Origin of the sequence: Fictibacillus nanhaiensis (assembly GCF_036213205.1) — a bacterium.
GTDB lineage: Bacteria > Bacillota > Bacilli > Bacillales > Fictibacillaceae > Fictibacillus > Fictibacillus nanhaiensis_E.
The window spans coordinates 358,461-370,992 of record NZ_JARMFC010000001.1; the positions used below are offsets into that span (position 1 = coordinate 358,461).

General features: G+C 39.1%; 11 protein-coding genes. 4 read left to right on the forward strand and 7 right to left on the reverse strand.

The window, feature by feature from the left end:
- Positions 1-14: 14 nt before the first annotated feature.
- The 3 genes from P4V41_RS01805 to pyrH form a co-directional block, all read right to left on the reverse strand.
- Entirely contained in the window at positions 15-1,103 is a 1,089-nt protein-coding gene (locus P4V41_RS01805; protein ID WP_328083145.1) for a Ger(x)C family spore germination protein, read from the reverse strand.
- Complete coding sequence (locus P4V41_RS01810; RefSeq protein ID WP_328083146.1) at positions 1,100-2,623, reverse strand: spore germination protein; 1,524 nt, start codon at positions 2,621-2,623, stop codon at positions 1,100-1,102. Before P4V41_RS01810 ends, P4V41_RS01805 begins: the two co-directional genes overlap by 4 nt.
- A 629-nt stretch (positions 2,624-3,252) precedes the next feature.
- Positions 3,253-3,987 (reverse strand): UMP kinase, encoded by a 735-nt coding sequence (gene pyrH, locus P4V41_RS01815; protein ID WP_137791752.1) that lies wholly within the window; start codon positions 3,985-3,987, stop codon positions 3,253-3,255.
- 349 nt (positions 3,988-4,336) lie between these two features.
- On the opposite strand from pyrH, the gene P4V41_RS01820 reads away from it, so the two are divergent.
- On the forward strand, positions 4,337-5,098 hold the full coding sequence (locus tag P4V41_RS01820) for a hypothetical protein (RefSeq protein WP_328083148.1): 762 nt from the start codon (positions 4,337-4,339) through the stop codon (positions 5,096-5,098).
- Positions 5,099-5,175: 77 nt separating this feature from the next.
- On the opposite strand, the gene P4V41_RS01825 is transcribed toward P4V41_RS01820, so the two are convergent.
- Entirely contained in the window at positions 5,176-5,904 is a 729-nt protein-coding gene (locus tag P4V41_RS01825; protein WP_328083149.1) for a ZIP family metal transporter, read from the reverse strand.
- A gap of 107 nt (positions 5,905-6,011) precedes the next feature.
- Complete coding sequence (locus P4V41_RS01830) at positions 6,012-7,751, reverse strand: mechanosensitive ion channel (protein WP_328083150.1); 1,740 nt, start codon at positions 7,749-7,751, stop codon at positions 6,012-6,014.
- A gap of 665 nt (positions 7,752-8,416) precedes the next feature.
- Between P4V41_RS01830 and P4V41_RS01835 the strand changes: the two genes are divergently transcribed.
- The 3 genes from P4V41_RS01835 to P4V41_RS01845 all read left to right on the forward strand — a co-directional run bounded on the left by P4V41_RS01835 (position 8,417) and on the right by P4V41_RS01845 (position 11,024).
- Entirely contained in the window at positions 8,417-9,250 is an 834-nt protein-coding gene (locus P4V41_RS01835) for an ABC transporter ATP-binding protein (RefSeq protein WP_328083151.1), read from the forward strand.
- A gap of 178 nt (positions 9,251-9,428) precedes the next feature.
- Positions 9,429-10,217: an ABC transporter permease gene (locus P4V41_RS01840; protein ID WP_328083152.1), complete on the forward strand. Its 789-nt coding sequence runs from the start codon at positions 9,429-9,431 to the stop codon at positions 10,215-10,217.
- A gap of 12 nt (positions 10,218-10,229) precedes the next feature.
- Positions 10,230-11,024 (forward strand): ABC transporter permease, encoded by a 795-nt coding sequence (locus P4V41_RS01845; protein ID WP_328083153.1) that lies wholly within the window; start codon positions 10,230-10,232, stop codon positions 11,022-11,024.
- Positions 11,025-11,133: 109 nt separating this feature from the next.
- On the opposite strand, the gene P4V41_RS01850 is transcribed toward P4V41_RS01845, so the two are convergent.
- Together P4V41_RS01850 and P4V41_RS01855 are read right to left on the reverse strand one after the other, a co-directional pair.
- The gene (locus tag P4V41_RS01850) at positions 11,134-11,733 is read right to left on the reverse strand and encodes a superoxide dismutase family protein (RefSeq protein ID WP_328083154.1); all 600 of its coding nucleotides are present in this window, start codon (positions 11,731-11,733) and stop codon (positions 11,134-11,136) included.
- Between the two features lie 66 nt (positions 11,734-11,799).
- Positions 11,800-12,501, reverse strand: a complete 702-nt coding sequence (locus tag P4V41_RS01855) for a peptidase E (RefSeq protein WP_328083156.1) — start codon at positions 12,499-12,501, stop codon at positions 11,800-11,802.
- Positions 12,502-12,532 lie beyond the last annotated feature (31 nt).

The following is a 12,532-nucleotide window of genomic DNA, read 5'->3' on the forward strand; positions in this document are numbered from 1 at the left end:
GCTGCTCAGATAGACTATTCGATAACTCCAGATTCTACTATTTCTACTTCAGTTGATACATTAATTTTCATGGAGGGATATTGTTTCTGAAAAACTTTATAGTCCCAACCTTTTTCACGTCTTCTCACTTGATCTCCTAACCCAAGGGGATCTACTTTTAATTTTTGGAACTTTTTAACGACCCCTTGCGCTTCTCGTTGTAATTGTTTTGTCAACGTCTTTTCAATAAGAGCAATGTTAGCTGGTTGCTCAAGGTTCAACCAATGTGGATACTCATGAATCTCACCAAGAATCTTCATCTTTATATGAAATTGTGGGATACCATTCACTTTTTTAAGTTTGTAGGTTGTTGTGCCTTTTATGTTTCGAATAACAGCATGACCTTTCCTTTTTTCTTTTTTTATCTCCACCTCATAGTTACCTGACTTGGAGCCGTCCAGAAGAACTTTAAACGGAAAGGATTGACGATGATTTAACTTTCCTACATATTCGTCTCCTTTAAAAAGAGCTATTCCTTCTAGCTGAATCGATTTTTCATGAGTTTTTACGATTGGTAAGAATGGATCGATTCCTTCTCCATAATAGCTATAAAGAAATACATGCAAATTCGTTTTTGGTAAATTCTCACTCTTTATATTCTGATCGAGCAAATCTGCTAAATACATGGATGGAAGAGCAGAGGCTGTATACTTCTTAGTCAAAAGTTCATTTGTGTTACCATTTACAACAGTCAAAAAAAGCCGATTTCCTACATTAGGATCTCGATAAAGTGAATTCACGATCTCCAATATTCCTTTTTCGGCAAAACGATCATTGAAAAGAACCACACGCAGCTGTCCAGTCGTGAGTGTTTTAGGTGATTGTGTATTGAGTTTAGACCGAATAAACCGGCTCGTATGAGAGACTGCTGTTAATGTTTCAACTCGAACATTTCCATCCATGTTAAACACGGGATAAGTGATCGTGCCTTGGATACTTTCATCGGGCTTTTTATCAAAACCAATAGCATGTATGAGCTGTACTTCATCGATGATCTCTTTAGGCACACAGCCTGCCAATATAAAGATAAGTGAAAGGATAAACAGTCTATAAATTTTTTTCATTCGTCGATATCCTTTTTCTTTCTCATTTCTTTAACCTTATCTTTAGATGGCAGCTTAGTACCTAATGAGATGGGACGCTTTAATAATCGATTGTATGGAAGTCGAAAAATCGTATCTGTCATATCTAATAGACGTGGTGGGTAGATCGGTTGTAAGTATGGCCTTCCTAATGATTCAAGTCGCAAAAGATGAACTAAAATAAATGACATAGCAAGTACGATACCTACTCCTCCCCAAAGTGCCGCAAAAAAGATGAATGGAAAACGAAGGATTCGAATCGTATTGGCCATTTTATAAATGGGTGTTGTAAACGATGCTAGGGCAGAAAGTGATACGATAATTAAAAGAATATTACTTGTTAACCCCGCTTCTACAGACGCTTGACCGATTACGATACCTCCAACGATCCCGAGCGTTTGACCAACTTTCGTAGGAAGACGAGCTCCTGCTTCCCTCAACAGTTCAATTGTCAATTCTAAGAACAACACCTCTAATATAGGTGGAAATGGAATGTTTACTCGTGACGAAATTAATGGCGCCAGTAGATCTTTGGGAATCATCTGATAGTGGTAAGTAAGAACGGCAACATAAAGCGGTGTTGCAAAGGTTGAGAAAATTACAGAAATAAAACGGATAAACCGGAACAGTGAACCTAGGAGCCATGATAGATAATAATCTTCTGGTGATGCAAAATATTCCGTGATACCAGTAGGTCCTAGGAGAGCTTGAGGTGAGCCTTCTGAGAGAATGGCAATTTGACCATAATTCAACATGGACACAACCCTATCAGGTCGTTCGGTTGTTATTAACTGCGGAAACACTGACTTCGTATTATCCGAAATAATTTGCTCCAAATAGGAGCTATCCGGAATGACTTCTAACTCAATATCCTTTATTCTCTGCATCACGGTATTCAGGTTTTCTTTTTCAGCAACACCTTCTAAATAGGCGATTATAACGCGTGTTTTAGAGAACTTTCCGAGTATTACTTCTTTAAAACGAAGTTCAGGAACAGGTAACCTTCTTCGAATTAAATAGAGGTTGCTATCTAAGTTCTCAATAAAAGCTTCTTTCGGTCCAATAACAGAGAATTCAATTTCAGAAACAGATACTGGGCGGTTCGTCGCAAAGTTCTCTGCACGGATGACAGCACATTCTTCGTCGTATTCACCGAGTTGAACGACAATAAATCCACGTAACAGCTTATTTTGAATCTCTTTTATATCATTGGTTATCGTAACGCTCTCGATCGGCAAAATATCTTTTAAATCTTTGATGTTCTTAAAATCTTTGCTGTGTATTAAATAAGGAAGCAGATCTCGATGAAGCAGTTCTCCATCAATCATCGCCTTATAATAAGAAATAAAAATATTGTGATAAACCGTCTTTTGAGGATAATGGATAAAATCAGCAGACTCCTTGGCATTATCCACTAGTTCTCTAATATCGGTATATGTATTATCAGAAAGATCAATCGTGTGGCTCTGCTCTTTCGGCTTCTTTTTTAACCATTTCATCATAACGTCTCACACCTCTTTTCTACTTCTTAATATGAGATGAGGTGAGTGATTATATACAAAAAAGCATCCCAGCCCATGACAGGAATGCTTTTGATAATTACGAAAGACAGTTGATTAAAGTGCCCCCATTAGAATCTTTTCGTAAACCAAAACAGTTATTTGAAAAAGTTTTTCCTAAAAGGTTGATGCTTATCATATCTTTTGCTTTTTACTTCATTGATAAGTTGATTCAAGTGGAAGTGCGAGACTCTCGGCTAGGACAGGAGGGCAGGTGAGACACTTATACGGAACCATACGAATGTGGCTCACGGCCTGCCCCGCGGAAAGCGAGCATCTGCAACGGAAATCAACTACTTTCAAAGAGCAACAATGTATGCGAAATGAATCTTTATAAAATTTCTTTACTAAAGGATTGTTGCTTATAGAAGCTTTGGTTACTTCATTGATAAGTTGATTGGAGTGAAAGATGCGAGACTCCTACGGGACGAGCGGTCAGGTGGAGACTCCTAACGGCGCAAAGCGGCAGGAGGCTCACCGTTCGCCCCGTGGAAAGGGAGCATCTGTAACGGAAATCAACTAACTTTCAAGAGCAACATTGAAGTATGCGAAAATTAGCTTTTAAAACGTATTTATACGAGAGCTGTTTCTATATTGTGACTGATGAATGTACCTACATCTTCACCGTTACAGATTTTAAGAAACGATCCCTCTTGATTAAAATCAAAGAGATGAATCGGCAATCCATGATCACGAGCGAGGATTAGAGCAGATTGATCCATCACTTTTAAATTATTCCTGATAGCCTCATCGTAATGCAAAGTAGCATATTTTCTTGCTTGTTTGAAACGGTTAGGATCGCTGTCATATACACCGTCAACACCCTGCTTCGCACAGAGTATAGCATCACAGTTCATCTCTAGCGCTCTTTGAACTGCTGGATAGTCGGTCGTAACATATGGTTGACCATTTCCGCCAGCAAAGATGACTACATATCCTTTGTTCAAGTGATGTACTGCTCTTAACCGAATATATGGTTCTGCAACAGCGCTAATCGGAACAGAACTCATGACTCTTACTTCTTGGTCTATTTTACTTTTCAGGACCCCTCTTAACATCAAGCTATTGATGACTGTACCTAGCGTTCCGATCTGGTCAGCTTCTACCCTTTCAATTCCCCAATATTCAGCTAAGTTCCCCCTGAAAATATTTCCTCCGCCTACCACGATAGCCACTTCAATACCTTTTTCTAAAACGGACAAAACTTCTTTTGCAATATGGTTTAAAGAAAGATGATCAAAACCTGATCCTTGTTGGCCAGCCAAAGCCCCACCACTCAATTTAATTAATACTCGTTTATACCGCATCTGCTTTTCCTCCTTCTTCATACACATAAAGAAAATGAGTACAAAAAAAGAACAAATGACAATAAATATGTCATTTGTTCTTTCGATTAATAAGACGGATTGTAATGGAATGAGTATTTTTGTTTCGTGTCCCGTTCATTACAACCCCTCCTCTTTTCTTCTTTTCACCCATTATATACAAAAAATGGGTTGAGGTGAAATCTAACTTTACTTTTAGCTAAAACAAATAAAAACAAAAAAATACGTTTAATTATCATAATTATAGACAAGTGTCACATGCCATTTCAAACCTCGTTACATATAATGCATGGACAAGAAATAGTCAATACCATTACCAGGAGGCAATATTTTGAATTGTAAAAACAAACTCTCACCTCGAGAGCTTGCTAATTTATTATGTAAGCATGTTACAGTCAGAGCAGGGGAAGATGTAGAAGAGTCTGGCAAACTTGTCTGTGTTGGAAGAGATTTTATCGCAATCAAGACAGATGACAGAGAGGTTCTTTATTTTCCTTTAAATAACGTAAGATCCGTTTCGGTAGCTACAGACAGAAGCTGTTGCAACACAGAAAGAAAGAAAGTTTGTAATGATACTTTCCAAAGTATCTTACGAAAATTAATCAATTGCAAAGTAAGAGTAAATGATGGAAGTGACGATGACGGCCAGGTAGAAGGTGTCCTTACTCGCGTTAACCGTACATCCATCCAGGTGGTAGAAGATGATGAACTAGTAATCATCGCAATCGGCTCTATCAACTTTATTTCTCAAGCAGGCGAGATCGGCGACGACGAAAGCAGCAATTGCAGAATCTTATGTTGTAAGAAAGAGAATCCATGCGGTAAGAAGAAAGAAGAATGCAAAAAAGAATGTAAAGTAGAATGTAAAGTAGAGTGTAAGAAAGAATCTTCTTCAAGTTCATCCATCATATGGTGTAAACCTGAATCTTCATCCTCTTCCTCCAGTTCTTCTGTACTGTGGTGCAAAAAAGAATCTTCATCTTCTTCTAGCTGGTGCAAAGAATCTTCCTCAACACACGATCATTGGAAGAAAAAGAAGCGCAAGAAGAGAAACTCTGAAGATTTAGAATCTAGAGGCTGGTTCAAGCTTTAATCATCATAAAGCTGTTCAAAAGTAAGGATACTTACTTTTGGCAGCTTTTTTGTTTATCAACTTTTATTAGTTAGGTTTTATGATAAGTGAGTCAGAAGTAACGAACATAAAAGTCCTAAGGAAGTGATAAAACCAACAGCTACTCCAGCATCTTCATGGGCTTCAGGCAGCATGGTAGACGCTACCATCGCCATGATGGCACCACCAGCAAATGCGCCAATCAAAGAAAGTGAGGATACAGTTGCATTTACTAGGATCACATAACCGATTAGTGCTGCGAGTGCAGAGATAACGAAAACAGATACCCACATCCCAAGAATTTTACGGCGGGAAAAACCTTCTCTTAACAATCCGATCGAACTTGATAGCCCTTCAGGAAAGTTACTTAAGAAAATGGCCACTACAAGGAGCCAGCTTACTTTGCTGTGATCGATCAGGCTCGCACCAATTAATACGGATTCTGGAATGGCATCTAACAAAGTTCCAAGAAAGATTGCCATGCCTACCCCCTTTGTTTTCTTATCGCCTGATTTCTTCCTTTCATGGCCACCTTTTTTAGAAAGAAAACTATTGATGCCGGTAAAAAGAGCTGCACCGAAAATAAAGCCAGCAGATGTAACCATTAAATCACTCTGCTCTACTGCCTCAATTAAGAGTTCAAAAGAAACGGCACCTATTAATATCCCCGTTCCAAAAGCCATAATCCAGGCTGTCCATTTTTTAGGAATTCGAAAAGCGAGGGCTGTAAAACACCCTAATAGTACGGCTGAACCTGCTATTCCTCCCCAAAAGGCGGCAATTAGCATTCTCTTTAACTCCTTTCCTCTTTATTATCTGCATGACATTCTGATTAAAAACGACTCATAAAGGGATAGTTTCACCTCTATGAGCCGGTTTCATTCTATTGTTTTATTTAATCATTTCGTTTTGGATTATTGTTTATCCCGAATTCATCACTAGGTGTGTTTAAATGATCAAACTGGCGATCTTTTTCGATTGTATGGGGTTTATTTATATCTACATCTATAAGATTGCTTTCCGGCTTAGATGAGTCTGTACGGAAATCCTTTAAACGCGTCTTGTCTTTCCATTCTGCTGGGTCTGGACTTTGAATCGTTGTCTCTTCCATCTTTCGGCTCCACTTATTAAGAGTACGTCCAGCCGCTTCACGACCACCAAGTCCAAAGGCTAGACCAAACGCAATCGTAAATCCGCCTAAAATGAGAATAAATGCAGCATTTACAATCGTTTTCGCTACTCCAAGCTGATCAAGAGCCATGAAGAAGGCCAGTGTTATAATTGTATATTTCGCGATGTTGCCCAGCAGCTTTCCTTCTGTTTTTTGTTTGATCATACTCTGAACAACACGTTTTAAAAGGTCTCCAGCATAGAAACCGATTCCTAATATCAACACAGCCGTTAATACCATAGGGATGTATGCAAGAACAACAGATAAAATATTGACTAAACTCTCTAGCTTAACGAGCTGAAGAGCCTCAATCGTAAACAAAAGCACAACAACGACTTGAGCTGCATATCCAACGATCTCAGATATCGTAAACGTTTGATTCGTTTTATGAAGTGATCCTAGCCCCATCTTATAAAAGATGCCATTGAATCCAACTCGTTCTAATAATGAGGTAACAGTTTGTTTCACCCATTTTCCAAGCCATAATCCAACAGCTACTAAAAGAATCGCAACAATTATCTTTGGAACCATGTCCATGATTTGACCTAACATACCAATTGCAGGTCCAGAAATACCATTAACATCAAGCGTTTCTAAAGCTGAAATCACAACTGGAATTAAGATAAAAACATATACGATTGTTCCAATGATTTGAGAAAGGGATGTTTTGTCTAGTGCACGTTCGGCACCGAGTTTTGAAGCTAAACGGTCTGTACCAATGCTCTTTAAGAAGTTAACTAAGATCTCTTTAACGATCTTAGCAACTAGCCATCCTACAAAAAGAATGATTGCTGCTCCGAGCAGTTTAGGCAAGAATGCGAATAGACCTGTTAGCATGCCTTCTAATGGTTCAGAAATGGCATCAATGCCTAAAGCAGATAATACTGCCGGCAGGAACAATAACAATGTGAGGTAAAATATAGCTTTTGATGCAGAGAATACTGCTTTGTTAGATTGAAGAGGATCACGAGTCAATTTCCAACGGTGTAACAAACTTTCAAATCTGGTGTTCTGACCTAACTTTCTTACGACGATCGATAAACCTGATGCAATCAGCCAAGCAACTGCCGCGATAAGTGCTGCTTTTAGTAAATTAGGGATCGCTGCAGCAATTACACCTAATGCATTTGAGATCGGTTGTGCAACATAAGGTAGACTAAGCATGTTCAGAAACATGACAACGGCTACTGCAATCAGAATCCAAAATACAACCTTACTAATCACTTCTTCAGAAGAATACTTACGAGCGCGCGTTTGTTCTACCTGATCTTCATGGTTATCAGGCTGCATCCACCTAGCAACTTTGTTATCAAAATCTGTTTTGTGTAAAGCTTTTTTTACTGCTTTTGCAACCAATGAGGCGATTAGCCAACCAATTAATAAAACTAAAATAGCGAGAAGTAAATCTGGTAATCTTCCTAAATAAGCCATCCAAGAATCTGTAACTCCATTGTAATCGTACATATTTCGTCCTCCTTTTTCTCATTTAATAAGGCTGTTTTTCTATTCACTGTTGTACTAGTAAGCAGTTGATTTCCGCTCCAGGTTACTCGCTTTCCATGGGGCGTGCAGTGAGCCTCCTGCCACTTTGCGCCATTAGGAGTCTCCACCTGTCTAGATGCAGTGGCTAGCCCCTCGAGGTCAAAAGTTAAACGGTCAAGAAGGCAAAATGCGCCTTCATAGCCCATTCAACTTTTTCTTGTCGGGGCTAGACGAGCCACTTCCACATTTCGAACTTACCGCTCGTCCCATAGTAGTCTCCACCTTGCGCTTCAATCAACTTTTCGAAGATGTAAACTCAAAAACAACAATGCTCTAGAAAAGAACCTTTCATAAAAACGTCTACATTAGCTCTACTTTCCCAAAGCTTGATTTCGTTAAACTAGCGTTTTCTATTTGAAAACAAGGATATATTTTACATTTTCTGTTGTTTTCGGTATACTGAGTGCAACCGTTTTCAAAAAGGAGAAGGATAACATGTGGATTTCTATCATTCAATCAAACTAACTTCATATCCCTTTGATTTATAACCTGGCGTGTTTTTTTGGTGAGCAAAAAATTACATATGCACACATATCCGCAGGTATTTGTCTGTGGTTTTTTTGTGTTCATTTTTAAGGAGATCTAACATGATTGTTGTAAAAAATCTTGAAAAACATTATAAAGTTGCCAAACGAGATCCTGGATTAAGAGGAGCTATAAAATCGTTGTTTCATAGAAAATTTGAAACTAAAAAAGCGGTTAAGAGGATTAACATGCATATTAAAGCAGGAGAGATGGTTGGATACATTGGGGCGAACGGTGCCGGAAAATCTACAACCATTAAGATGTTAACAGGCATTCTCACTCCAACTTCAGGTGAGGTTAAAGTAAATGGCATCATCCCTTACGAAAACAGACAACAAAACGCAAGTCATATTGGAGCTGTATTCGGACAGCGTACACAATTATTCTGGGACATTCCGGTTAGAGAAAGCTATGAGCTTCTTAAACACATATACGAGATTCCTCAAGCTCAATATGAGGAGACTTTAAAAGAGTTCGTTGATGTACTTCATTTAGAGCCACTCCTCGGAATCCCTGTAAGGCAGCTTTCGTTAGGTCAAAAGATGCGCTGTGAACTTGCTGCCGCTTTTTTGCACCGCCCAAAAGTAGTTTATTTGGATGAACCTACAATCGGATTGGACGTTGCCGTAAAGGTTCGAATTCGAGCTTTCATTAAACAGATGAACGCTAGATACGGTACAACTGTGCTTCTTACTACTCATGACATGCAGGACATCGAAGAGATCTGTCAGCGAATCATCATTATTGATGATGGAAGTGTGATCTACGATGGGTCTATTCAAGATATTAAATCGCAGTTTGGTGATAAGCGTGTTATTCATTTCGAAATAGAAGATGCTGCTGAATCTTTTGTTTTACCGGAAGAAATTAGTGACACAACAGAGGTTCTTCCATGAAGCGAAGAAGACCCTCATCTTGTTTCACTATCGTTCAGCAATAAAAATATATCTGGCGCAGAAGTCATCCATACTATGATGAACCATTATTCTGTTGCTGATTTAACCATTGCCGATGCAAAAATTGAAACGATCGTTGAAGAGATTTATGGAAGAGGAATGAAAAAGGAGGTTCAGCATGAGGAAATACTTTGAGTTTGCTAGAGTGCAAATGCAAGTACACGCTGCCTATTCAGCATGGTTTTGGGCTAATACTTTCTCAATTTTACTACGGATGCTTGTTATCTATTTCTTTTGGAAAGCCGTTTACAGCAGTCGTACAGAAATAGAAGGACTGCCTTTTGATGGAATGATCACGTATATTATCATTGCAATGTTTTTACAGATGTTTGTTTCAGGCGTGGGTCAAGAACTGGCGCATACGATCAAGGACGGAAATGTCGCGATTGAACTGATGAGGCCTTACAACTTAATTACTCGCTTGGTAGCTATGGATATAGGTGACAAAGTTATTCATTTTGTACGTGGTGCTCTGCCCCTTAGCATCCTTGCATTTATTTTTATGGATATCACACTGCCAACCACATGGCAAGGTGGTTTATTATTCTTACTTAGCGCATTTATGGGAATTTGGATTGGTACTTTTTTTGATCTATTGATTGCGATACTTGCTTTTTGGACTATAAATCTTTGGGGTCTTCAAGTTATGAAAGAAGCGGTTATCTCCTTTTTTTCTGGCGCACTCGTTCCACTAATTCTATTTCCTGAGTGGTTTCAGACGATAAGTCTTTTTCTTCCATTCCAAGCGATGGTGTATGTACCAGTTGCGATCTACACTGGCATCCTCTCAGGCACAGAAGTTTGGCTTGCGCTCGGTTCACAAAGTTTTTGGGCGGTGTCACTCTTTGTTCTATTACGAGTGTTATGGTCAATCGCAATAAAAAAGGTAACTATTTTTGGAGGTTAGGAGGTTACGCTTATGCTATCACGGTACATAAAATTATATTATTTATTTTGCAAACAAAACTTCAAAGTCATGTTAGAGTACAGGATGGATTTTTTACTTGGCGTACTATCCGTTATGCTTCAGCAATTTGCAGGAATCTTCTTCGTAAAAATTGTTTTTGATCATATCCATGCTTTAAACGGTTGGACTTTTTATGAAATTCTATTTATTTACGGAATTGCTGCTACTGGCCGCTCTATCCATCATATTTTCTTTGATAATCTTTGGACACTTGGATGGCAGTATATACGGCCTGGAAAGTTCGACCGTCTCTTGATTAGACCAATCAATCCTCTGTTTCATTTTATTGCAGACCGCCTGCAGCAAGATGGTTTAGGACAGCTGTTCATCGGAATTATTGTAATCAGTACAGCTATGCCACACTTAGGCATCTCATGGGGTATTTTTGAATTGCTGTTACTTGTTGTCATGATTATCGCATCTGGATTCATCTTCGTAGCGATTAACCTCTTTTTTGCGACATTGTCGTTTTGGATGGTAGACAGCCTACCGATCGTTTGGACGATCTTTAATTTGAGTGACTTCGCTCGTTATCCTTTAACGATTTATCATAAAGGAATTCGTCATTTTCTAACGTGGATTGTTCCTTATGGGTTTACTGCGTTCTATCCCGCGGCATACTTTATCAAAGGTTCAGGGTACGAGAGGTTGGCTCTTTTAACACCCGTTGTCGCAATCGTCTCTTGTATCGTTGCGTACTGGTTTTGGAATAGAGGACTCAAGGCATTTACGAGCACAGGAAGTTAAAGTTAAATGGAAAGCTGGCACCTCATCAATAATAAACGATGAGGTGCCAGCTTGGTTTTTGGTATCTGTTTGAAAGTACTTACAGAAACGATACTCCACGAGCATAGCCTTACTTCTTAATAACCCCACACAAAACACGATCGCCGGAATTACCTGAAGGGTCTGTTTTATAGTCATCAGCCTTGTCGTGGATAACAAGCGATGTACCACCGTTGGCAAAAAGTGAGTTGGCACTAGCTTCTGAAAGTGTCACGAGGTTAGATAGTACTTCGTCTTTTACGACTCCGCTTTTATCAGCCTTCACATTTTGAATATCTCCCACGTGTGGTCCTTTCGGATTAAGAAATCCATGCTTCTTTTCTGTTGGATTAAAGTGTGCTCCTGCAGACTTGAAGTCTGGTGGAGTACACTTTGCATTTTCATGAAAATGAATGCCGTGTTTCCCTGGCTTTACCCCAGTCGCGTTTACTTCTACCTTAACGCCATCTCCTGTTTGAGTTAACGTTGCTTCTCCAGCTTTGTCTCCTTTTGCATTAACAAGATTTACGATATAAGATCCGCCCTTCACCTTACTAGATGCAGCTTGAGATTGAGCTTTGGACTCTTCCATATCATGATTTTTATGTTCGTTTTCTTTATCTTTGTTTCCACATGATGCGAGTAATAGTAAGAGCATCATGTACAACAAAACCGTTCCTAATTTTTTCAAAGCGATTTACCTCCTGATGATTAACGAATAGTATATTTTCCGCCTAATCATCAGAACTTTAAACCTTTACTTTAAAAAAAGTGTCTCAAGCTCCCGTTCGTGCACGTTTTCTCCATCAAATTCTACAAAATAGGCTTTCGCGTTTTCTCTAGAACTTACAACGCTATGTAATTCTCCATTAACAAAGTGCAGTCCCGCACCATCATCTGCAGCATATCCCGCCTTCAGTCCATTCACTATGAGTTTATGATAAGCAGGTCTTCGCTCTGTTTCTCCATCATAGTGCGGACAATGACTTCCTGCTAGTAAACCTAAACAATCCAGCTTAGTGAGTGGACCGAACGAATCAGTTACGCCTTCTTCAAACCAGCATAAAGATCCCGCGCTGAGTCCCGCTAAGATCTTTCCTTCTTCATAAGCTTTCTTTAAAAGAACATCTAGTCCCCACTCTTTCCATAACGCTAGGAGATTTTTTGTATTGCCGCCACCTACATAAAAAATATCCTGCTGCTCTACAAAATTCTCCAAATGTTCAGGTGGTGAAAATAGAGAAAGATGTGTAGGCTGGCAGTCTTCCGATTGAAAAGCTGTATAAAATCGTTCGATATATCCATCTGCATCTCCACTTGCTGTTGGAATAAAACAAACACGTGGTTTATCCGCCTTACTTTGCTTCAGAATATATCGATCTAATCGTTTATTTTCCGGCTCCATGGAAAAGCCTCCGCCACCGAGCGCTATAATTTGTTTCCTAATGTTTTGTTTCATATGCTCCTTCACTCCTCTGTTATATCCCTTT